Source organism: Streptomyces swartbergensis, assembly GCF_002148965.1.
GTDB lineage: Bacteria > Actinomycetota > Actinomycetes > Streptomycetales > Streptomycetaceae > Streptomyces > Streptomyces swartbergensis.
In genome coordinates this window covers 1-22,434 of sequence record NZ_NGFN01000004.1, presented here as the reverse complement: position 1 = coordinate 22,434, position 22,434 = coordinate 1, and the positions used below count along the sequence as shown (strand labels likewise).

Genomic DNA, 22,434 nt, shown 5'->3' with positions numbered 1-22,434 from the left:
TTGGCATGCGGATTCTGTTCACGACGTTCGCCGCGCGGTCGCATCTCTACGCGCAGGTGCCACTCGCCTGGGCGCTGCGGACGGCCGGTCATGACGTGCGCGTCGCGAGCCAGCCGGACCTGGCCGACACGATCACCCGTACGGGGCTGACCGCCGTCACGGTCGGCGAACCGCTGAACCAGGCCGAGGACGCGGCCGCCGCCGACGAGTGGGCCGGGCGCGAGGACGAGACGGAGGCCTCCCCGTACGCCGTCGACACGGCGACCTGGCCGGAGGTCCTGGACATCTCCGAGACCGACCCCGAGCGGCTCACCCACGACTACACCCAGGGTGTGTTCGCGGCCTACGGCCCGCTCATCTTCCGGTACTTCTCCTGGCAGATGACCGACGACCTGGTCCGGTACGCCCGTTGGTGGCGGCCGGACCTGATCGTGTGGGACCCCCTCACCTTCGCGGGCCCGGTCGCCGCGCTGGCCTCCGGTGCCGCCCACGCCCGCCTGCTGTTCGGCCTCGACCTGGTCGGCTGGATGCGTGGGCACCACCTCGCCGCGCTGGCGAAGCGGGCACCTGAGGTACGGGACGACCCCATGGCCGAGTGGCTGGGCCAGACGCTGGGGGAGTACGGACTCCACTTCACCGAGGAAGCGATCACCGGGCAGTGGACCATCGACCCGGTCCCCTCCCCGCTCGCGCTGCCCAGCGACGTCGTGCGCGTCCCCATGCGGTACGTCCCCTACAACGGCCCCGCGGTCGTCCCCTCCTGGGTGCTCGAACCGCCGGGCCGGCCACGTGTCTGCATCACGCTCGGCGTCTCCCAGCAGGAGGTGTTCGGAAGGGATCGCGCCTCCGTCGCCGAGATCGTGGCCGCCGTCGCCACCCTCGATGTCGAAGTGGTCGCCACGCTCAATGCCGCGCAGGTGGCCGCGCTGGGCGCCGGGCTCCCGGCGAATGTGCGGGTCGTGGACTTCGTGCCGCTCGACGCCTTGCTGCCCACCTGCGCGGCCGTGATCAGTCACGGTGGAGCGGGCACCTTCCAGACCGCCCTCGCACACGGTGTCCCCCAGGTGCTCGTCCCGGACATGATCTGGGACACCGCCCGCAAGGCCGAACGCTTGCAGGCGGCCGGAGCCGGCATGCGGATCCCCGATGTGGACGGGTTCTCCGCCGGGGAACTGCGCGGCATGCTGGCCCGGGTCCTCGACGACCCCTCGTTCGCACGGCGGGCGGCCGACCTCCGCGAGGAGATGCTGGCCACCCCCGCACCCGGCGACCTCGTACCGACACTGCAACACCTGACGACCCGGCACCGGCGCCTCGGCGCCGCGGACTTCAGGTGAGCGAGAGCCCCCCGTCCACCGGCACCACCACGCCGGTGGCGTAACGGGCCTCGTCCCGGGCCAGTTGGGTGATCCACCAGCCGATCTCCTCCGGCCGTCCCACCCGGCCCGCCGGGGCCCGGGAACTCATCTCCGCAAGGAAGCCGTCGTACTGTTCCCCGGACATGCCCATCCGGACTCCGATCCCGCTGTCCACGACCCCCGGGGCGAGACCGATCACCCGGATGCCGCGGGGGGCGAGTTCCACCGCCCAGGTCCGGGTCAGGAAGTCCAGGGCCACCTTGCTGGCCCCGAAGACGCTCGCCCCCGGCCAGGTGCGCGACCCCAGTGATCCCGACGTGCTGATGTTGACCACTGTCCCGCCGCTGGCCTCCAGCGCGTCCAGGGCGGCCCGGGTCAGCGCGATCGGCGCCAGCAGATTGGTGCCGATCTGGGTCAGGTCCTGCTCGCGGGTGTGATCAGCGAGAGTGCCGTGCAGGGAGACGGCCGCGTTGTTCACCAGTACGTCGATCCGGCCGAAGACGCGCAAGGCCTCCGCCACCACCTCCTCGGCCGAGCCTTCGGCGGTCAGATCGGCGACGGCCGTCCGGATCGTGTCGTAGCCCTTGGCCGTCCCGACCAGACTGTCCTGCGTGCGGCCCACGACGAGGACCCGCGCGCCCTGCTCGGCGAAGGCGTGCGCGGTGGCCCGCCCGATGCCGGTGCCGCCTCCGGTGACCACGACCACCGGGGCCTCGTCGGACGGCGCCCGGCGAGCCGTGCGGACAGGCGCGTACATCTGCGGGTCGCTGGTGGCAAGGGCCCGCAGCGCAGCCGCGTGTCCCTGGAACTCGGGCTGTGCAACGGCTCGCTGCAGGGACTCGGCGTCCTGCCAGCGGGCGATGTTGACGTACCGCTGCGGGTCCTTCGTGTGCCTGGCGAGCGTGTGCTCCACGAATCCCGGCTGCCGTGCCATGTACTGCGATGTCCGCGCGAACGCCTCCTCGAACTCCTCCGGCGAGCCGGACAGCGTGAAGGTGTTGATGAAGGTGATTCCGTCACCGGTTTCCTGACCGCTCATGTGCCGCACACACCTCTCTGAGGGATTCGACTGGGCCGGGCCAGCATGGGCGACGGCTCTCGTGCTCGGCTGGGGGCGCGTTGGACGGCGTCGAGTGCAAGTCGACGCTTCGGCGACTGCCGGATGTCACGTTGCACAGATCCGCTGGACGACGACAGGGACCGGGAGCGCAGACGATGAGCCATCAGACAGACGCCGTACGCCGGGTGATCGAGGCCTTCAACACCGGAAGGACGGACGACGCCGCGGAGTACCTGCACGCGGAGTACCTGAACCCCGCCACGCTCGAGCACGGCATCCCGCCCGGCCCCGACGGCTTCGCCCTGATCGTCAAGTGGGTCCGGGCGACCTTCTCGGAGGAGGCCCGGCTCGAGGAGGTCAAGATCGAGGAGAACGGCGAGTGGGTCCGCGCCTACCTCGTGCTCTACGGCCGTCACGTCGGCAACCTGGTGGGCTTCGCCCCCACGGGCAGGCGGTTCGCGGGTGAGCAGGTGCACCTGTTCCGCTTCGTGGACGGCAAGATCCGCGACCACCGGGACTGGCCCGAGTTCCAGGGCACCCTGCGCCAGTTGGGCGACCCGTGGCCGGAGGCGGGCGGCTGGCGACCCTAGTCGGGGCCTGAGAGGCCCGAAGGTTCTGACCGCGATGCCGGGGCATCGTGGTCAGAACCGCCGCAGCACGGCCGGCCACCGGCGGCCGAGGCACCGGCTCCCCGCCGCCTCGGCCTCCAGCCGTCTCCGGCCGGTTCACCAACCGGCGTTCCTATCGTGACCGGCATGGGCACCCTCATGATCACCGGCGGGGCCGGATTCATCGGATCGCATTTCGTCAGGCACTGGCGCGGGACCCACCCCGAGGACCGCGTCGTCGTCGTGGACGCGCTGACGTATGCAGGAAACCTGGCCAACCTCGACAACGTCCGCGACGGCATCGTCTTCGAGCATGCGAGCATCGACGACCTTGTGGCCATGGAGCGTGTGCTGCGCACCCACCGGGTGGATGCGGTCGTGAACTTCGCGGCCGAGTCCCACAACTCGTACGCCGTGCTGGAGCCGGGGCGGTTCTTCCGGACGAACGTGCTGGGCACGCAGACGCTGCTGGAGGCCGCCCGACGAGTCGGTGTCGGACGCTTCCACCACGTCTCCACCTGTGAGGTGTACGGAGACCTGGACCTGGACAGCACCGACCTGTTCACCGAGTCGAGCCCCTACCGTCCGCGCACCCCGTACAACGCCAGCAAGGCCGGCGCCGACCACGCCGTCCGCGCCTACCACCACACCTTCGGCCTGCCGGTCACCATCTCCAACTGCGCGAACAACTACGGCTCTCACCAGTTCCCGGAGAAGGTCGTCCCCGCCTTCACCACCGCCGCCCTGGACGGCAAACGCCTCCAGATGTACGCACAGACCCAGAACCGGCGCGAGTGGATCCATGTGCTGGACCACTGCCGTGCCATCGAGGCCGTACTGGAACGCGGCGAAGTGGGCCGGACCTACCACGTGGGCACCGGCGTCGAGGCGTCCGTCGAGCAGATCGCGGACCTCGTCCTCGACGAACTGGGGCTGCCGTCCTCCCTGAAGAAGATCGTGCCCGACCGGCCCGGCCACGACCGCCGCTACGTCCTCGACTGGAGCACCCTGCGCGACGAGCTCGGCTGGCGTCCCCGGATCGACTTCGCCGAAGGGCTGCGGGAGACCGTCCGCTGGTACGCCGAGCACCGCTCGTGGTGGGAACCGCTGCTGGACCGCGCCCCTGTCGCCGAGGGCGGCTGGGCCACGGCGGGAGCGGACCGATGAGTCGGCGGCTCACCGCCGTGGGCGCCCTCGCCGCCACCCTGCCCGGTCTCCTCGTCGCCCCCTCTGCGGCCGTCGCCCAGGCCGACGGGCCGTCGACCGGGCGCATCGTCTGGGCCCCGTGCCCCGAGGCGCCGGAGGATCGCACGCTGGACTGCGGGCGCATCACCCTTCCGGTCGACTGGGACGAACCCGGCGGCGCCACGGTCGAGGTCGCGCTCGCCCGGCGCTCGGCTGCCGCGCCCGAGCAGCGCATCGGCGTGCTGTTCTACGGCCAGGGCGCGCTCGGCGGCTCCGGCGTCGACGCCGTCACGCACGACCCCCGGCTCTTCTCGGCCGAGACCCGCCGCCGCTTCGACGTCATCGCCATGGACGTGCGCGGCACCGGACGCAGCAACCCCGTCCTGTGTGACGCCGCCCTCTACCCGGCGGACGTGCCCGTCGTCCCGGCAACCGAGACCGAGTACACGCGTACGGTCGAGGCGTACCAGGCCTACACAGCCGGCTGCCGGGCCATCACCGGACCGGTCTTCGACCACATGGACAGCCGCAGCGTCGCCCGCGACATGGACGCAGTCCGGGCGGCGCTGGGCGAGCGGCACCTTTCCTTCTACGGCGACTCCTTCGGCACGCTCACCGGTCAGGCGTACGCCGAACTCTTCCCCACCCGGCTGCGCGCCGCGGTGTGGGAGAGCAACCTGGACCACACCGCGGACCTCACCCGCTGGGTCGCCGAGCGGTCGGCGGCCGTCGAGGACTCCTTCCGGGGCTTCGCCGACTGGTGCGACCGCACTCCCACCTGCCCCGGGCGGGCCGACGGTACCGCCCTTTGGTACGACCGGCTGCACGCCCGGGCCGAGCGGGGTGAACTGACCGCCACCGTTCCCGGTGCGCCCCCGTTCACCCTCGACGGGTATCTGCTGAGCAGCCAGGTCTCGTTCTTCTTCTTCCAGCGCCGCTGGGCGGAACTGTCCGCCTGCCTCGCCCAGGTCGCGGCCGACCGGACCGGGTGTCTGTTCGGCGACGGCCAGGGTGTGGCCGCCTCGGCGAGTGGGCCGTCCACGCCGTCCACGATCCATCACCCGCAGAGCGCCGCCTTCTGCGCCGATTACCGGATGCGGGTGCGGGGCGCCGCCGACGTCCTGCGGCTGCGCGCCCTCGCCACAGCCGCCGCCCCGCACACCCGGCTCGGCGCCGTCGCCTGGAGCAGCGTGACCGACTGTCTCGGCATGACCGGTCCGGCCAACAACCCGCAGGGGCCCCTCCGGCTCGGTGACGACGCCCCCACGATCCTGCTGACCAACAGCCGGCACGACCCGTCATCGCCCCACCAGTGGGCCGAGAGAGTCGCCCGGCAGGCCGGCCCCAAGGCCCGGTTGCTGACCTATGAGGGCTGGGGCCACGGAATCTACGGGGTCAGCGACTGCGTCCGCACACGGGTCGACGGCTATCTGGCCGACCCGCGGACCGCTGTGGCGCGGCGGACGAGCTGCCCGGCGGTGCAGGAGCCGTGAGGCCGTGCATGGAGGGTGCCGGAGGGTCCGACCCCCTCCACAGCGGTCGCCGAGGGGTCAGCGGCCGAACTCGCCCGCGATCGACATCACGTACTGGCCGTACTCGGACTTGCCGATCGCGGCCCCCAGGGCGTGGCACGCCTCCGCGTCGATGAACCCCATCCGCAGGGCGACCTCCTCCACACAGGCGATCCGGATGCCCTGACGGTGCTCCAGGATGCTCACGTACTGGGCCGCCTCCCGCAACGACTCCGGGGTACCGGTGTCCAGCCAGGCGAACCCGCGCCCCAGGTCGACCAGTGAAGCCGTGCCGCGCTCCACATAGACCCGGTTCACATCGCTGATCTCCAGCTCGCCGCGCGGCGAAGGGGTGATGTTCTTCGCGATGTTGACCACGTCGTTGTCGTAGAAGTACAGCCCTGTGATGGCCCGGTTGGACCTCGGCCGGGCCGGCTTCTCCTCGATGGACACCAGCCGCCCCTCCTCGTCCGTCACCCCCACGCCGTAGCGGTGGGGATCGTGCACCGCGTACCCGAACAGCACGCAGCCGTGGATGTCCCCCGCGTGCTCCGCCAGCACGTCGGAGAACCGCTGCCCGTGGAAGATGTTGTCGCCGAGGACCAGCGCCACGGAGTCCGTACCGATGTGGTCCGCGCCGATGATGAACGCCTCGGCCAGCCCGCCCGGATGGGCCTGCTCCGCGTAGTCGATCTGCAGACCGAGGTGTGATCCGTCCCCGAGCAGCCGCCGGAACTGCGGCAGGTCCGCCGGAGTGGCGATGATCAGGATCTCGCGGACGTCGGCCAGCATCAGCACCGACAGCGGATAGTAGATCATCGGCTTGTCACCGACCGGTATGAGCTGCTTCGACACCGCGAGGGTGATCGGGTACAGCCGGGTTCCCGCGCCTCCGGCCAGAATGATGCCCTTCATGTTGCTCCCCGTCCTCGTAGCCGCGCCGTCCTGATTGATGGCCCTTGCTCACGCCCGGCCGGGCTGGTGCGGGAACCGCCGGGCCCGCAGACGCACCTCCTCCACCAACTGCGCCTGACGCAAGGTGGTCTCCTCGTGCAGCGGGCCCTCGGCCCCCGAGCGGATCGCCGCGGTGAACGCCCGAACCGCACCGCGTACCTGGTGGTCAGCCGTCAACGTCAGCTCCGTGTACCGGTCCTGCTGATGGATCAGCACCGGGGGCCTCAGGTGCTCCGGCGGGGTGAACGCCCGCTCGACCGTGATCCGGCCCGCCCGGCCCCACAAGGCGTAGTGCGACCGGTAGGCGTGGTCGAATCCGAATGCCAGGTGCGCAGCGGTGCCGTCGGCGGCGGACAGCAGGGCCGTGCCCGCGACGTCGACCCCGGTGCGCTCGTCGATCCGCAGCGTGGCTCCCAGCACCTCCAGTTCGGTGCCGAGATACAACTGGGCCGCGCGCAGCGGATAGACGCCGGTGTCCAGCAGTGCGCCACCGCCCAGCTCCGGGCGGTAGCGGAAGCCCGCCGGGTCGAGCGGCGGCACCCCGAAGGAGCTGCTGAAGACCTGCACCGTCCCCACTGCACCGTCCTCCAGCAGCCGTTGGATCTCGGCATGCTGCGAGTGGTGGAGGAACATGAAGTTCTCGGCAAGCACGAGACCGTGTTCGTGAGCCCGCTTCATGAGATCCAGAGTGTCGGCGTAGGACGTGGACAACGGCTTCTCGCACAGCACGTGCTTCCCGGCCGCCATGGACTCGGTGACCCAGTGATGGTGCAGGGCCGGCGGCAACGGGATGTAGACCGCGTCGATGTCGTCCCGCCGCAGCAGCGTGTCGTAACCGACGGTCCCGTCGCACCCGAAGCGATCCGCCGTCTGTGCCGCCTTGCGGGTGTCACGGCTGGCCACCGCCACCAACTCGGTGCCCGGCTCCTCGACCAGCACCGGAAGCATCCGGCGCAGCGCGATGTCGGCACACCCCAGCACGCCCATCCTCAACGGACCGCGGCGGGTGTCCATCACAGAGCGGCCAGTACGTCGCGCAGCGCGCCGATCACCTTGTCCTGGACGCCGGGGGCCAGGGAGGGGTACATCGGCAGGGAGAAGATCTCGTCCGCGACGCGCTCGGTCACCGGCAGCGAACCCCGCTCGTACCCGAGGTGCGCGAACCCGCTCATGGTGTGGATCGGCCAGGGATAGCTGATGTTGAGTGAGATGTCGTAGGCCTTGAGCGCCTCGATGATCTCGTCGCGCCGCGGGTGGCGCACCACGTAGACGTAGTAGACGTGCTCGTTGCCGGGCGCGACCGTGGGAAGCGCCAGCTCGGTGTCGCCCAGCCCCTCCGCGTACCGCAGGGCCACCTCGCGCCGGCCCTGCGCATAGGAGTCGAGCCGGGTCAGCTTGCGGCGCAGGATCTCCGCCTGGATTTCGTCCAGACGGCTGTTGTGGCCGGGAGTCCGTACCACGTAGTAACGCTCCTCCATGCCGTAGTAGCGCAACCGGCGCAGATCGCGCTCCACCTCGTCGTCGGAGGTCACGGTTGCGCCGCCGTCCCCGTACGCGCCCAGCACCTTCGTCGGGTAGAAGGAGAAGGCCGCCGCCCGGCCCATCGTGCCGGCGAGTCGCCCGTGGTGACGCGCGCCGTGAGCCTGTGCGCAGTCCTCGAAGAGCACCAGGCCGTGCCGCTCGGCCAGCGCCTGCAGCGGTGCCATGTCGACGCACTGGCCGTACAGATGCACCGGCAGCACGGCTCGGGTGCGGCTGGTGACGGCCGCTTCGACCTGGTCGACGCGCATCAGGTACGTGTCGGGGTCCACGTCCACGAAGACGGGCGTCGCACCGGTGCCGTCGATGGCGACGACGGTCGGTGCCGCGGTGTTCGACACCGTGATCACCTCGTCGCCCGGTCCGATGCCACAGGCCTGGAGGCCCAGCTTGATGGCGTTGGTCCCGTTGTCCACGCCGACACAGTGCGCAAGCCCGTGGTAGGCGGCGAACTCCTCCTCGAAGCCGCGGACGCTGCGGCCGAGCACCAGTTGCCCGGAGCGCATCACGGTCTCCACCGCGTCGTGGATGTCGTCGCGTTCGTTCTCGTACTCGGGCAGGTAGTCCCACACGTAGGTGGTCATGGGCGGTCGGCCCCTCCGATCGGTCGGTCGGTCGTGGTTGTCTAGCGGCGGATGCCGACGAACAGCCCCCGCCCGGTTGGTGCGCCGGGGAGGTACTCGACGGAGCAGTCGGCGTCCAGGAACGCCTGGGTGTACTCGTCCTTGGTGAACAGTGACAGCACGTCGATCTCGGTGAACTCCCGTATGCCGGAGGCGTCTCCGACGAGGAAACGCACCTCCATCCGGGTCGCCCTGCCCTGCAGCGTCGAGTGCGAGATCCGGGCGACGGTCAGCCCGTCCTCGTGCCCGAGGTCGCCCGCGACGTAGCCCTCGATGTGGTCCTCGGGGAACCACCACGGCTCGATGACGAGCACGCCACCGGGGGAGACGTGGTCCGCCATGGCACGTACCGCGGCACGCATCTCCTCGACGGTGCCGACATAACCGATGGCGCAGAACATGCAGACCACCGCGTCGAAGGTGCACTCCAGCGCGAAGTCGCGCATGTCCCCCTCGTGGAGGGGGACGCCGGGCAGCCGCTGTCGCGCCGTTTCCAGCATCGGCGGCGCGATCTCCAGCCCCTCGACCTGCGAGAACGACTCGCGGAACGTGGTCAGATGGGCGCCCGTACCGCAGGCGACGTCCAGCAGCGTGTCGGCCTGCGGCATCCGCTCACGGATCAGCCGCGTCACCTCCTCCGCTTCCGCGGCCCAGTTCTTGCCACGGCTGCGGTAGAAGATCTCGTAGACCTTGGCGAGTTCCTGTCCGTACATCGCTCTCCCGGAGGTCGGATCGGATCGGTCGGTCAGTCATCGACGATGGCCACGGCCCTCGCCCAGCCGGCCCCCGCGCCGGTGATCTTCACGGGGAAGCAGGAGACCCGGAAGCCGTACGGGCCGGGCAACGAGGCGAGTCCGGCGAGCCGCTCGATCTGGCAGTACTCCCGCCGCCGCCCGGTGAAGTGGGCCGGCCACAGCACCGAACGGTCCCCGGTGGCCCTGTAGCGGGCGATGATGTCGGCGAACGGGGCGTCCAAACTGAACGCGTCCGTCCCGATCACCCGCACCCCCAGGTCGAGCAACAGCTCCACGGCCGGTCCGTCGAGTCCCGCGAAGTCGGTGAAGTACGAGGGTGTCCCCACCCGGGAGTCCGCGCCGGTGTGCAGCAGCACGATGTCCAGCGGCTCCGGCCGCCGCCCGATCCGGGCGAACTCCTTCTCCAGCCGCTCCGCGCCGACCACACCGGTCGCCGCGTCGGTCAGATCCAGGACCATGCCCGGGCGGTGGAACCAGTCCAGTGGCATCTCGTCGATGTGCCGGGGAACACCCGTGCCGTACGCCGCCTTGGAGCCGTAGTGCGAGGGCGCGTCGACGTGGGTACCGGTGTGCGTCGTGAGGGAGATCCGGTCCAGGGACAGGAACTCGCCGTCCGGCAGTTCGTCCGGATCGAAGTCGATGCCGAAGTGCTCCCGCATCTCCGCGCTCATGTGTTCGGCGCCCTGGCGCGGGGTCAGTACGTCATGGACCACCGGGTCGGGCTCGACGAAGGAGGAATCCACCGGGGAGGACAGATCGATCAGGCGCATGCGTCACCTTCGGGCCGCCGGGACGAGAGGGCGATCCGATCCTCGGCGCAGCGGAGCGAGCCCTGTTGGAGGATGACTGGGGCGGTGCATTGAACGGATCTCGAAGCCGGTGGGGGATCGTCCTCCCACTTCCACCGGCTTCGAACACCCGAGGAGAACACGTGTCAGACGCCGTGTCCGCACAAGTGGTCGCCGAAGTACAGCAGTTCTACGCCCGCCACATGCACCTGCTGGACGAGGGGGACGCCGAGGGCTGGGCCCGAACCTTCACCGAGGACGGCGTGTTCGCCCCGCCGTCCCTCCCCGAACCCGTCCGCGGCCGGGAGGCACTCGCCGCAGGAGTACGCAAGTCGGCCGCCGGCCTCGCCGAATCCGGCGAGGTCCACCGGCATGTGCTCTCCATGGTGCACGTCGACCCGCTGGACGACGACGCCCTTGCGGTCCGCAGCTACGCGCAGATCTTCGCCACTCCCAGAGGAGGAGAACCGAGGCTGCACCTACTGTGCGTCTGCGAGGACGTCCTGGTCCGCGAAAACGGCCGGCTGCTCGTCCGGGAGCGCCGGGTCACCCGCGACGACCGTCCCTGAGACCGGCGCTCAGCCGTCCAACCGCACGGTGAACGAGGCGAAGTCCCGCAGCGGTACGGACCGTCGGCGTACCGGCTCCTCGGCGAACCGCAGGCCGGGGAGCCGTTCCGCGATCGCCATGAGTACGGCGGCGATCTCCATCCGGGCCAGGTTCATGCCCAGGCAGTGGTGTATTCCTCCGCCGAAGACCAGTGTGCGGGGCGCCTGCCGGTCCGGGTCGAAACGGTCCGGGTCCGCATTGGCCTGCGCATCCCGGTTCGCCGCCCCGAGCAGCACCCGCACCGGCGACCCGGCCGGCACCCGGTACTCCCCGAAGTCCGCGTCCTGAGCCGCGTACCGGAATCCCGCCGACATCGGTGCCGGGGAGTCCCAGCGCAGCACCTCGTCGACGAACCGCAGAGCCCCCTCGTAGGTGCGCAGCGACGCCCGGTGCTCGGGACGGGTGAGCAGGGTGTGCACACTGATGTCGATCGCGGTGGCCGAGGTCTCGAACCCGGCCGTGAGCAGCGCCACGAGGACTGCTTTCAGATCGTCCTCTGACAGGTGGTCCGCGCCGTCGGAACCGTCTGCCTCCAGCGCCACGAGACCCGACACCAGGTCGTCCGCCGGCTCCCGGCGGCGCCGTTCGACCAGCTCCCACAGCCGCCCCAGCAGGGAGTCCAGGGCTTTGTCCGCGTCCTGCAGGGTCGCCGTGTCACTGGTCGGATCGACCACGTTGATGATCCGCGGGATCAGCTCGGCGAGCAGCCGGTCGTCCTCGAGCGGCAGGCCGATCAGCCGGGCCAGCACCTGAAGCGGTACGGGCACGGACAGCTCCGCATGGAAGTCGATGACCGCTCCGTCACGGGCGCGGGCCTCGACCTTGTCCACGTGGCCCGTTGCGATCGTCATCACGCCCTGCTTCAGCGACTCCACCCGCCGCGCCGTGAACGCCCGGCTGACCAGCCGGCGCAGCCTCGTGTGCTCCGGCGGGTTGGCGTTGACGATCGAGCCGACCAGCACCCGGAACGCCTCGTACTTGCTGTGTTCCGGCAGGAAGGACGCCACCGATGCCGCATCCGGCGCCGGGAAGAGCGCCGGGTTCTTCATCACGTGGGAGCAGTCCTCGAACCGGGTGAGGACGTAACCGCCCAGCTGCGGGCTGAAGTGCACCGGTGCACGGCGGCGCAGCTCGGCGTAGAGCGGGTACGGATCGTCCTGCCCGGGCGCCAGGAGGCGGTCCAGGACTTCGTCGGCGGTGTTCATACGGGTCTCCCTCGCTCGGTGGCCGGCCGTCGCACCCGCGGGCCGGGTGCGGGCGCGCATATGCTGCGCCGGGCATGACGTGCGTAGCGTGGAGGGCGCCGTTCGAGTGTGGCTCAACGCAAACTCGATGAGCCTCGGCGATGGTGGCGCGATGACTCAACTTCCCGCTCCTGGCGGCCCCTCGGCCGGCCGGGTCTGGTTCATCACCGGAGCCTCCCGCGGCCTCGGCCGCGCGTTCGCCGAGGCCGCGCTCGCGGCCGGGGAACGGGTGGTCGCCACGGCTCGCGACGTCTCCTGCCTGGACGGCCACGAACACGAGGGCCGGCTGGTGGTGCTCCCGCTCGACGTGAGCCGCCGGACCGACGTCTTCGCGGCGGTCGACCGTGCGGTGGCGGCCTTCGGCCGGCTCGACGTCGTCGTCAACAACGCCGGCCAGCTCGTCCTCGGCATGGTGGAGGAGACCACCGAGGAGCAGGTCCGCGACCATCTCGACGTCAACTTCTTCGGTGCGCTCTGGGTGACCCAGGCGGTCCTGCCGGTGCTGCGGGCCCAGGGAGCCGGGCACCTCGTCCAGGTGACGGCGATGGGAGCCGGCGGGGGCTCCGCGGGCAGTGGAATCTACAGCGCGGGGAAGGCGGCGCTCGGCGCGATGGGCGAGGCCGTCGCCGCCGAGGCCGGGCCTCTCGGCATTCATGTCACCCTCTTGGAGCCGGGCCCGTACGACACCGGCCTCGGCCACCTCGGCACCACCGTCACCGCGCCCCACCCCGCCTACGACGGCGTCCGTGCCGCGCTGGAGGCGTCCTGGACCGAGTCCCCGCCGCCGGCCTCACCGGCCGCGGCCGCGCAGGTGGTTCTGGAGGTCTCCCGAATGGCCAGCCCGCCGCGCCGGATCGTCCTCGGCGACCGGGCCTGGGACGAGGTGGTGGCGAGCCTGCGCGAACGCCTGCGCGAATACACCGCCTGGGAGTACCTCAGCCGTAGGGGCGGGTGAGGTGACGCAATGCGGGTCCTGTTCACCCCCTTTCCCGCCACCCCTCACGTCAACGCGCAGGTACCACTGGCCTGGGCGTTGCGCTCGGCCGGCCACGACGTGCGCATGGCCAGCCGCCCCGAGGTGCACGACGACATCCTTGCCGCGGGCCTCGCAGCCGTGCCGCTCGGAGAGGTCAACGGACAGGACGGGGCGACCGGTCCGGGTCGCGTCGAGGAGCCACCCGCGTCGTCCGGGCCCGAGGAGGAGGCCTGGCTCGGCGACTCCCCCTTCGGCGACCTCGCTGAGGAGCCGGCCCACGCCCGCGTCCACACGGCGCTCACCGCCCGGGCCCGTCATGCCCGACGGACCACCGCTTCCCGCCCGGTGATCGCCGAACTCGTGGGCTTCCTCCGGGACTGGCGTCCCGATCTGGTCGTGTGGGACTCGACCGACCACGCCGGTGCCGTCGCCGCCATGGCCGACGGCGCCGCTCACGCCCGCCTGGTGACCGGTCTGGACCTCGTGGGCTGGACGCGGGGGCGGTACCGCGCTCTACCGCGGGCGCATCCGGATGCCCCGCGCGAGGACGCGTTCCGGGAATGGCTGGGCCCGATCCTCGCCGAACACGGCCGTGTGTTCGCAGAGGAGGCCGTCCTGGGCCAGTGGACCGTGAACTCGCTGCCCGCCCCGCTCCGCCTGCCGGTGTCCCACCGTCAGGTCCCCGTCCGTCATGTGCCGTACAACGGCTTCTCGCACATGCCCGACTGGCTGTGTGAACCGCCCACCCGGCCCAGAGTGTGCCTCGCCCTCGACCGCTTCTTCCTCGGCGTCGACGGCCTCCCGGCATCCGCCCCCGCCCTCCTCGACGCCGTCTGCGACGTGGACGCCGAGGTGGTCGTACCCCTCCCGGCCGGTCTGCCCGACGCGCTGGGGGACCTCCCGGACAACGTCCGCCTGGCCGACGGCGTTCCCCTGGACCTCCTGCTGCCCAGTTGCGTCACCCTCATCCACCACGGCGGGCCGAACGACATCGCCGGCGCTCTCGCCCATGGTGTCCCGCAGCTCATGCTTCCCACTCGACGAGGGCTGGGCATCCCCGAGGCGCGGCGGGTCGCCGAGTTCGGTGCCGGGTTGTGCCGGCAGGCCGAGGAACTCTCCGCAGCCGAACTGCGCGGCATGCTCCTGCGCGTCCTTCGGACGCCGTCCTTCGCCAGGGCCGCCGCCGCGCTGCGTGCCGCGTCGCTCGCCACCCCGCCCCCGGCCGACCTCGTCCCCGTACTGGAACGCCTGACCACCGCACACCGCACCAGCCAAGGAGTGAAGAGCAGATGACCCATGCCAAGCCCCGGCCCGTGGCCGCTGTCCTCGGCGCGACCGGCTGTGTCGGCCGCGCGGTGTGCACGGCCCTGCGCCGGGACGGATACGAGGTCCTGGGCATCGCCCGCCGGGCCAGGCCTGACGTCACCGGCCATGCCTTCCACGCTCTCGATGTGGCCACCGCCGACCCGGCCGCGCTCGCGGCGCTGCTCGGCTCCGCGCGTGCGGACGTGGTCGTCAACGCGACCGGGGGGTGGGCGCTCACCGAGGAGGACATGCATCTGGCCCATGTCCAGTTGGTCCACCGGCTCCTCGCCGCGACCGCCCCGATGCCCCGCAGGCCCCGGATCGTTCAGGTCGGCACGATCCACGAGTACGGGTTCGTGCCCGAGGGCCTCTCCATCGACGAGAACGTCACACCGGATCCGGTGACCTCGTACGCGCGCACCAAGTACGCCGGTTCGGAGGCGGTGCTGACCGCGACCCGGGCCGGTGAGGCCGAAGGGGTGGTGCTGCGCGCCGTCAACGTCTGCGGGCCGTACACCACCGAGGCGAGCTTCCTCGGCGCGGTTGTCGCCAAGCTGGCAGCGGCGTCCGCCGAGGAAGGACTCGACCTCACGGTCGCCGATGCCCGGCGCGACTACATCGACGTGCGGGATCTGGCCGACGCCGTTGTTCGTGCCGCCCGTGCCCCCGTGGTCGGGCAGGTGATCAACATCGGGCGGGGCGAGGCGCTGCCCATACGCGAACTCGTCCGCATGCTGGTGTCCGCCTCGGGATTCCCCCGCCACGCGGTGAGGGAGCGTTCGGCGCAGGTGGAGAGCAAGGGGGGCGGCTGGACACGGGCGGACATCACCCTCGCTCGAAGGGTGCTGGGATGGCGTCCGGTGGTCGGTCTCGACCGGGCGATGGCCGACATGTGGGCCACTGCGCGTGCCGGGCGACCTGCCGTGCACGACCGGCCGGTCGGCTGAGTTCCGCGGGGGACCGCCACGTCCGGCCGTCCAGCCGTGGGGCGGCCGGACGCCGTCCCGGACCAGCTCCGCGCCGTTCGGATGCGGGTCCGGACGGCGCGGTGTCGCCGGGGTGGCGGAGCGAACGCGCGTCCGCGACCGGGGGGCTCTACGGCTTTCCGCCGAGCGGGGCCTGAGGGGCCGGGTACAGCACGCCGGCGCGGTGGCGGGACGGGTCAGAGAGCACCGGGCCACTCGCCGTCGCTGCGCAGCAGGGCACGGGCCAGGTTCTGGTAGAAGGAGATGACGGCCGGTTCCTTGGGGCTGAGGTGACCGCGTGCGGCGAACCGGGAGCCCACGGACCGCTGCACGGCTTCCAGTCCTCGCCGGTCCTCCGCATTGATCATCGCGGCGTACGACTCCACGCCCTCGCGCATCTCCTTGAGCTCGGCCTCACTCATGCCCTGCAGCTGGGCACCGGGCACGAGCATGCCGCCGCGCACCTGTGTGCGGTCGATGGACAGAGGGATCATGCTCAGCCAGATCAGCGTTTCTCCGGCGGCGGCCAGGCTTCCGGTGGGGAAGACAAAGAAGTCGTACAGGTGCGCCTTCTCGTCGTCGTCCAAGGGGAGGACGGTGGGCTGCTGCGGCTCGGTGAGGCGGATGCGGAAGCGCAGCGCCCAGGGGGTGTCGTCGCGCAGATCGGTGTCGGAGCGGCCCGGCGTCGATGGTTCCAGCGTCTCCGGGTGGAAGCCCATCACATGGTAGTTCTCGTGTGCGTTCTCCACCGCGATCTTCCAGTTGCAGTGCCACTCCTCGACCCACTCCCCGACCAGGACCATCTCGTCCAGCCGGTAGTTGACCAGGTCGTTCTCGATGCGGGAGAGGTGTGGGGCGAGCGCCTCCACGGTGTCGTCCAGATTGACGAAGACGAAGCCGTGCCACTCCTCGACGGCGAACGCCGGCAGCCGGCAGGCCGCGGGGTCGAACGCCTCGTTGCGCCGCATGTAGGTGGCGCCGATCAGCTTGCCGTCCAGTCCGTAACGCCACAGGTGGTACGGGCAGGTGAAGCGGTCGGTGTGACCGGCGCCCGTGTCGACGACCGGCATCATGCGGTGCCGGCAGATCGGCGACATCGCGTGCAGCCCGCCGTCCTTGCCGCGGGTGACAAGCACGAGCTCATCCGCGATGGTGAGGGACACGTAGTCGCCGGGTGTGGAGAGCTGGTCGGTGTGGGCGATGAGCACCCACGACCTGCCGAACACCTTGTGCCGCTCCAGTTCGTACAGTTCGTCAGAGGCGAACGCGCGGGGCGGAAGGCTGAGGGCGGGCGGGTCCTCCGTCAGATAGCCGCCGATCTCGGCGAGGAGCTCGGAGGCCTCCGGCGACAGCGCGGGAACGGAGGGAGACCCCCGCCCCGGAGTCGCCGAGCCTGTCTGATGGGCCGTCAAGTCGGTCAAGTCGGTCTCCTTGCTTCGGAGGAACGAGGCGGTGATCAGCAGCCGCCTCAGCGCAGCAGCGGGAATCGGTCGCCCGCGAGGGGGGCGCCCTCCCGCAAGGTCTCCGCCCCGGCTTCGGGCAGGTCGTCCAGGAAGGGCATGCCGGTCGGCAGGTAGGACGCCGTGGCGTCCATGTAGACGGCGGACGTCGAGAACCGGGGCGTCTGCGTTGTGTTCGCTCCGGCGCTGTGGACGGTGCGGGCGTGGTGGAAAGTACAGTCACCTGCCCGTAGCGGCACCGTGATCCGCGGCATCCACATCTCCCCGGGCCGGGTGAAGGCGCTCGCCCAGGGGTCGGCGCCGGTGTCCGGCGGCGGCAGCAAGTGCGATCCCGGGACGAAAGTCATGCATCCGCGTTCCACGGGAACGTCGACCAGGGCCACCCACGCCGTCAGTGCCGTGCCGGCTGTGGAGAAGGGAAAGGCGAACACGTCGTGGTGCGGGTCGGTGGGGGCCGAGCCTTCCCTCTCCTTGTGCAACACCTCCAGTTTGAACAGCCGCAGCGGGGTGCCGGCCAGCCGCTCGGCGATATCGGCGATCCGCGGATGGGTGGCGAGGCGACGCATCGGTTCACTTCTGAGCTGGGCGTCCGGGATGTAGTTCATGACGGTCTCGTCACCGGATCCCCACCGGGCCGGTTGGTCGTCGACGAGGAGCCGACGGGCTTCGGCCAGGTACTGAGCGGTCTCCTCGGCGTCCAGTACGCCTGGCACGTGGACGAACCCGTCCCGGCGATAGCGTGCCGCGAGCCGTTCCATGGCCGCCGGTTCACTCTCGGCGGGAGCTCCCGCGGTGGCGCGGGGCTCGATGTCCTGCACGGCGTTTCTCCTTCTGCTGCGGGAGCGATATGGCGGCCTTCGCGTGGCCGGTGAGGCGGGGTGACGACGTCAGACGAGCGACAGTCCGCCGTCCACCGGGAGCACCATTCCGGTGGTGTATCCGGCCTCGGGACGGGCGAGCTGGGTGATCCACCAGGCGATGTCCTCGGGACGTCCGACACGCCCTGCCGGGATACGCGCCCCCATGTCGGTGAGGAAGTGCCGGTAGGTCTCCGCGGACATGCCCATGCGGATTCCGATGCCGGTGTCGATCACACCCGGTGCCACCCCGACGACGCGGATGCCGCGTGGTGCCAGTTCGACGGCCCAGGTCCGTGTCAGGTGGTCGAGGGCCGCCTTGCTCGCTCCGTACAGGGCACCGGTCGGAGCGGCACTCAATCCCAGAGTCGCGGCGGTCCCCACGTTGATCACGACACCGTGTGACTTCTCCAGGGCTCCGAGGGCTCGCTGCACCAGAAACAGGGGCGCTGCCAGATGGGTGCCGAACTGGCGTTCCACCGCTTCGCGGTCGATGTCCTCCAAGGCCTCCATTCCCGCGACCGCAGCGTTGTTGACCAGGGCGTCGATCCTGCCGAACTCCCGCAGGGCGGTGTCGACGACCAGGGCGGGCCCTTCGGCCGATGTCACGTCCGCCGTGAGGACGCGCACGCCCTCGTAACCTCCGGCGGTCTGCGCGAGTGTGGCTTCGGTACGGCCGACGACCAGCACCTTCCAGCCCTGTGTGCTGAAAGCGCGGGCGGTGGCCCGGCCGATGCCCGTACCGCCGCCTGTGACGATCACAGTGCGTGGCATGGGGCCGCTACCGGTGGGGTGGGATTGCGGGCTGTGACCTGTCGCGTCAGTCATGGCTCGACGCTAGATTCGCGGTCTCGACAGGGACTCGACGCCTGGTGGCGCGCCGGCGCACTCGGCGCGTCGGGGCTGCCCGCCCCCCCCGCGGGTGCGTGACGGCCGACAGGCTGAGCGAGGGGCCGTGGGCCCGTGCGATGCCGCGTCCGTGTGTGGCCGGATCGAGGTGGTCGGTGCGGATGCACTCTCGGTCTGGCGACTCGACGGCGCCTCCCCTTGAGTCCGGGGCGTTCCGGGCACTCTGGGCGCGGCCGTTGGTCATTCGTTCGAGACCCGGTGGAACTTGAAGACGCTGCGGCCGATCCGTCCGCCGGGGCCGCCCGCCGATGGTGTAGGAGATCCGCCTCCCCCGTCCGGGCGCCGGCGCATCGTCCCTGGCGCAGGCGCCACCGCGCTGAGATACGGCCGGTCCCCCGGGGCTTGTCCCGGACTGGGTGGTCCGCCGCCGGCGGTTCACCGGCGGCGGGCGGGACGTTCGTCAGGCGCGGAACTCGTCGGCATGGTCCCGTGCCCACTGGGCGAAGGTACGCGCCGGCCTTCCGGTGACGGCTTCGGCCGTCGGCATGGGGCCCAGGGACGACAGGTCGAACGCCTCAGCCTCCGCCTCCGCCGAAGGGTCCGATTCGTTGCCGCCGTAATCCTCGAACCCGAGGAGGAAGTCCACGTTCTCCGCCGCGAAGCCGCCTTGCGCGAGATAGATCTCGCGGGCCTGCTGAGGCGTGACCACTTCTAACCGGATCTCCTCGCCCATCGCATCGGCGATGAGCTCCACCTGCCGCCGGTGGGTGAGGAGTTCGGGACCATTGAGGGTGTACGCCTGCCCGGCATGGCCCTCTTCGGTCAGAGCGAGGACGGCCACGTCGGCGATGTCCTGCTCGTGCACCGGGAACCAGCCGGCATCCGGGGCGGGCTCACGCACCACGCGCTCGGCGCGGATCGGTGGCCCCCAGAGAGCCAGCTTGTTCATGGCGAACTCACCGGGGCGCACATGCGTCCACTCCAGCCCCGACGCCTCGACCGCCCGCTCCACCGGCAGGTGGAAGTCGGTGTCGTAGCCGGCGGTGACCGCACCGGAGGAGAGCACCACGATGCGCCGCACACCTGCCGACTTCGCCATACCGACCACCTCCTCGGCGGTCGCCGCCACCGGGAAGAGGAAAAGTGCGTCGACTCCCTCCAGGGCGTCCTTGAGCGTCTTCGGATGCGTGAGATCGCCCTCCTGGACCCGGACTCCCTCGGGGGCCGCCCCGGGCCTCGCCCTGCGGGTCAGGGCCCGCACGTCGTGGCCCCGCTCTGCGAGTTGCCGGACGACATTGCGCCCGACGTTGCCGGTAGCGCCGGTCACCAGAATGGTCATGGATCACCTTTCGTCTCATCACGTCCGTCAGATGCCGCATGCCCCGATGCCGTTCTCCAGCGTGCTCATGACCCATGCGGAGGTGCCGTGACGTGGCAGTTCCCCCTGTTGACGGCCACGCAGCCGGAGGACACGTGGCCCACAGCACCTGCTCGATCCAGTCGCTGCTCACTTCGGGGTCCAACGTCCGGGCGGTCTGGCCGTGTCTGATCAGTCGGCCGATCTCCTCAGCCGCCGGATCAGGGCTGTCCGGCGTGGCGGGGGCATCTGTGATGCGCGGGTCGCCGTACAGGAACAGCACGTGGTCGCCGACATCGAGCATGGCGGTCACCAGCCGGCGCAGCGCGTCCACCGGCGGGCCCTCGTCGGTCCGCGCCTCCTTCGATGAGTGCTCGAGCCGCTGCAGCGAGTCCTCGACGACCGCCGAGACGAGCTCCTCCCGGTCCAGGAAATACCGCTGGAGAGTACTGCGTCCGACGCCCGCCGCTATCTCGGCCGGCGTGGCACCACGCCGGCGGGACAGCACATTGGCCACAGCGCTGAGGATCGCCCGACGCGTGCGTGCGCGGGCTCCCGTTTCCCGAGGAGCACTGGACATGAGCTCACCTTAGCAGTCGGTGCCCCAGATTCAGAGTCTGGATTTCCTTTACGGGACGTTGCTGTCTCATTCCAGGGGGAGTGTTCTCCATACTGCGCGCCACCGTCCTGAAGCGGCGCGTGGCTGTGTCGATAGGCGGCTCCGGCTCCCGGCACCACCGGCGGTGCTTGCACCAGCGGAACTCCAGCCCGCTCTCGCCAGATCGCGGGGCCGGGTCACCGCCGAGTCCTTCACCGGGTGGCGAACACCCCGCAGGCCGGGCACGCCAGGGCCCTCTCATCGGCCGTGCCAGGTGGACCCGCCGGGTTCCGTCAGCCAGGGCGCCTTGCTTCCAGGGCCAAGACGCCCGGCCCAACATGGAGGGCCGCGTCAGCAAGCCAAACCGGCGCACCGCTCAACTTCGAAGCCCCGTTTTTCTGTTGCGCACCGAGTGAGAGAGGAGCTCCTACCACCTCGCCTGGCCGCGGATGACCGGTTGTGCCGTCGTGATCCGCTCCGATCGGCTGGAAGTCCCTGGCCGACCGGGCGCCCGCAACCGTCGTCATCCGAGACTTCGTCATGCGCCTTGGGCGTAGCGAAGAGGGAAAATGCCACCCCAGTTGGGGTGCGTATCCAGTTGTGATCAATCTGCGATTTTGCTCCTGCTGCAGGGTGGGTTCCGGTAGACCGTTACGTGTGACGCAGGTGCAACTGAGGGCAACAGGGGCGGCAGGCCCGTCAGCCACTACACCGAGCTCTACAAGGAACGGAACACCGTCGATCCCTCGACTTACCTGGTGACCCATCAGGTAAGTCGGCATCCAGTCAGCATTGGACCGGGATGGAGCTCCTGGCCGACCGCTTCGCGGCGGCCTGGTTCGCACGGAAACGCAGGCAGGGAGCCTTCGCGCCAGAGTGAAGCGATGTTCCTCACAATCTTCGAGTCCGAAGCGTGCCCGTGTACAGTGAAGAACGCCCTTGACCTGCACAAATCTGGCAGGGAGCCGTCCTCTAGGAGTTCAAAATGCTGCGCACCATGTTCAAGTCCAAGATCCATCGCGCCACCGTCACCCAGGCCGACCTGCACTACGTGGGATCGGTGACCATCGACGCCGACCTGCTGGACGCCGCCGACCTGCTGCCCGGCGAGCTGGTGCACATCGTGGACATCACCAACGGCGCCCGGCTGGAGACCTACGTCATCGAGGGCGAGCGCGGATCCGGTGTCGTCGGGATCAACGGGGCCGCCGCCCATCTCGTCCACCCCGGCGATCTGGTGATCATCATCAGCTACGCCCAGGTGACGGACGCCGAGGCGCGGGCACTCACCCCCCGGGTCGTGCACGTGGACCGCGACAACCGGATCGTGGACCTCGGCGCCGACCCGTCCGAGCCGGTACCGGGTTCGGACCAGCAGCGCAGCCCGCAGGCCGTCCGGGCCTGACCGGCGTACAGGGGACAGGAGCGTGTCCATGAGGGACCTGGAGATCCGTGACGACCGGGCGGCGGGCCGCCTGGAGGCGGTGTCCGGCGGTGAAGTCGTCGGCCGCATCGAGTACTTCGTCCTCGACAGCCCCGAACGCGCGCTCGTGCCCGTGCACACGATCGTCGAACCGGCCCACGAGGGCCAGGGCATCGCGGGTGCGCTGGCACGAGAGCTCTACGGCATCGCCGGCCGTGAGCACTGTGCCGTCGCCCCGCTCTGCCCCTACGTCGCCAGGTGGTCCGAACGCCACCCCGACGAGGCCCCACCGGCTGACCAGGCCCTGCTGACGGCCGCGAAGGGCTGGTTGACCGAACATCCTGGCCGCTTCTGACTCCCGAGCCGGGACGTACGGTGCCCGAGCCCGGCCCCGTTACCCCCACCTGGCC

General features: G+C 70.5%; 21 protein-coding genes. 10 read left to right on the top strand and 11 right to left on the bottom strand.

Translation table 11 applies throughout. The features are described 5' to 3' along the window. Positions 1-5: 5 nt before the first annotated feature. Complete coding sequence (locus CA983_RS01405) at positions 6-1,337, top strand: activator-dependent family glycosyltransferase (RefSeq protein ID WP_086599014.1); 1,332 nt, start codon at positions 6-8, stop codon at positions 1,335-1,337. Here CA983_RS01405 and CA983_RS01400 read toward each other — a convergent pair. Next, positions 1,330-2,397, bottom strand: a complete 1,068-nt coding sequence (locus tag CA983_RS01400; protein ID WP_086599013.1) for an SDR family oxidoreductase — start codon at positions 2,395-2,397, stop codon at positions 1,330-1,332. The two genes, CA983_RS01405 and CA983_RS01400, sit on opposite strands and share 8 nt — an antisense overlap. Positions 2,398-2,573: 176 nt before the next feature. Here CA983_RS01400 and CA983_RS01395 point away from each other — a divergent pair, with 176 nt between their 5' ends. From CA983_RS01395 to CA983_RS01385, 3 genes are all read left to right on the top strand, one after another. Continuing rightward, positions 2,574-3,008, top strand: coding sequence for an ester cyclase (locus CA983_RS01395; protein ID WP_086599012.1), 435 nt, complete (start codon positions 2,574-2,576; stop codon positions 3,006-3,008). Between the two features lie 165 nt (positions 3,009-3,173). After that, positions 3,174-4,193: a dTDP-glucose 4,6-dehydratase gene (gene rfbB, locus CA983_RS01390; protein ID WP_086599011.1), complete on the top strand. Its 1,020-nt coding sequence runs from the start codon at positions 3,174-3,176 to the stop codon at positions 4,191-4,193. Next, positions 4,190-5,704 carry an alpha/beta fold hydrolase gene (locus CA983_RS01385; RefSeq protein ID WP_086599010.1) on the top strand — a complete coding sequence of 505 codons (1,515 nt, stop codon included), beginning with the start codon at positions 4,190-4,192 and terminating at the stop codon, positions 5,702-5,704. The genes rfbB and CA983_RS01385 overlap by 4 nt, the downstream gene beginning before the upstream one ends. A 57-nt stretch (positions 5,705-5,761) precedes the next feature. Here the strand turns inward: CA983_RS01385 and rfbA are convergent, their stop codons facing one another. The 5 genes from rfbA to CA983_RS01360 are packed head-to-tail and all read right to left on the bottom strand — an operon-like array spanning position 5,762 to position 10,363. Next, positions 5,762-6,637, bottom strand: a complete 876-nt coding sequence (gene rfbA / locus CA983_RS01380) for a glucose-1-phosphate thymidylyltransferase RfbA (protein ID WP_086599009.1) — start codon at positions 6,635-6,637, stop codon at positions 5,762-5,764. Positions 6,638-6,685: 48 nt separating this feature from the next. Then, on the bottom strand, positions 6,686-7,663 hold the full coding sequence (locus tag CA983_RS01375; RefSeq protein WP_086599008.1) for a Gfo/Idh/MocA family protein: 978 nt from the start codon (positions 7,661-7,663) through the stop codon (positions 6,686-6,688). Positions 7,664-7,689: 26 nt separating this feature from the next. Then, positions 7,690-8,799 carry a DegT/DnrJ/EryC1/StrS family aminotransferase gene (locus CA983_RS01370; RefSeq protein ID WP_086599007.1) on the bottom strand — a complete coding sequence of 370 codons (1,110 nt, stop codon included), beginning with the start codon at positions 8,797-8,799 and terminating at the stop codon, positions 7,690-7,692. Positions 8,800-8,840: 41 nt separating this feature from the next. Further along, positions 8,841-9,551, bottom strand: a complete 711-nt coding sequence (locus CA983_RS01365; protein ID WP_086599006.1) for a class I SAM-dependent methyltransferase — start codon at positions 9,549-9,551, stop codon at positions 8,841-8,843. A gap of 32 nt (positions 9,552-9,583) precedes the next feature. Then, positions 9,584-10,363, bottom strand: a complete 780-nt coding sequence (locus CA983_RS01360) for a cyclase family protein (protein WP_086599005.1) — start codon at positions 10,361-10,363, stop codon at positions 9,584-9,586. A gap of 221 nt (positions 10,364-10,584) precedes the next feature. On the opposite strand from CA983_RS01360, the gene CA983_RS01355 reads away from it, so the two are divergent. Next, entirely contained in the window at positions 10,585-10,950 is a 366-nt protein-coding gene (locus CA983_RS01355) for a nuclear transport factor 2 family protein (RefSeq protein ID WP_086599054.1), read from the top strand. A 9-nt stretch (positions 10,951-10,959) separates the two neighbouring features. On the opposite strand, the gene CA983_RS01350 is transcribed toward CA983_RS01355, so the two are convergent. Next, positions 10,960-12,195 carry a cytochrome P450 gene (locus CA983_RS01350; RefSeq protein WP_158101816.1) on the bottom strand — a complete coding sequence of 412 codons (1,236 nt, stop codon included), beginning with the start codon at positions 12,193-12,195 and terminating at the stop codon, positions 10,960-10,962. Between the two features lie 151 nt (positions 12,196-12,346). Between CA983_RS01350 and CA983_RS01345 the strand changes: the two genes are divergently transcribed. From CA983_RS01345 to CA983_RS01335, 3 genes are read left to right on the top strand one after another with little or no spacing between them, the layout of a single operon-like run. Then, entirely contained in the window at positions 12,347-13,189 is an 843-nt protein-coding gene (locus CA983_RS01345) for an SDR family NAD(P)-dependent oxidoreductase (protein WP_086599003.1), read from the top strand. 9 nt (positions 13,190-13,198) lie between these two features. Beyond that, entirely contained in the window at positions 13,199-14,503 is a 1,305-nt protein-coding gene (locus tag CA983_RS01340; protein WP_086599002.1) for a nucleotide disphospho-sugar-binding domain-containing protein, read from the top strand. Beyond that, complete coding sequence (locus CA983_RS01335) at positions 14,500-15,462, top strand: NAD-dependent epimerase/dehydratase family protein (protein WP_086599001.1); 963 nt, start codon at positions 14,500-14,502, stop codon at positions 15,460-15,462. Before CA983_RS01340 ends, CA983_RS01335 begins: the two co-directional genes overlap by 4 nt. A 215-nt stretch (positions 15,463-15,677) precedes the next feature. Here the strand turns inward: CA983_RS01335 and CA983_RS01330 are convergent, their stop codons facing one another. The 4 genes from CA983_RS01330 to CA983_RS01315 all read right to left on the bottom strand — a co-directional run bounded on the left by CA983_RS01330 (position 15,678) and on the right by CA983_RS01315 (position 19,985). Further along, positions 15,678-16,901: an aromatic ring-hydroxylating oxygenase subunit alpha gene (locus CA983_RS01330; protein WP_208636860.1), complete on the bottom strand. Its 1,224-nt coding sequence runs from the start codon at positions 16,899-16,901 to the stop codon at positions 15,678-15,680. Positions 16,902-16,948: 47 nt separating this feature from the next. Beyond that, positions 16,949-17,758, bottom strand: coding sequence for a phytanoyl-CoA dioxygenase family protein (locus CA983_RS01325; RefSeq protein WP_086599000.1), 810 nt, complete (start codon positions 17,756-17,758; stop codon positions 16,949-16,951). Between the two features lie 69 nt (positions 17,759-17,827). After that, positions 17,828-18,571: an SDR family NAD(P)-dependent oxidoreductase gene (locus CA983_RS01320; RefSeq protein WP_208636859.1), complete on the bottom strand. Its 744-nt coding sequence runs from the start codon at positions 18,569-18,571 to the stop codon at positions 17,828-17,830. Positions 18,572-19,106: 535 nt separating this feature from the next. After that, positions 19,107-19,985, bottom strand: a complete 879-nt coding sequence (locus CA983_RS01315; RefSeq protein ID WP_086598999.1) for an SDR family oxidoreductase — start codon at positions 19,983-19,985, stop codon at positions 19,107-19,109. Positions 19,986-21,586: 1,601 nt separating this feature from the next. Here CA983_RS01315 and panD point away from each other — a divergent pair. Next, the gene (gene panD, locus CA983_RS01305; protein WP_086598998.1) at positions 21,587-22,006 is read left to right on the top strand and encodes an aspartate 1-decarboxylase; all 420 of its coding nucleotides are present in this window, start codon (positions 21,587-21,589) and stop codon (positions 22,004-22,006) included. Between the two features lie 28 nt (positions 22,007-22,034). After that, the gene (locus CA983_RS01300) at positions 22,035-22,379 is read left to right on the top strand and encodes a GNAT family N-acetyltransferase (protein ID WP_086598997.1); all 345 of its coding nucleotides are present in this window, start codon (positions 22,035-22,037) and stop codon (positions 22,377-22,379) included. Positions 22,380-22,434 lie beyond the last annotated feature (55 nt).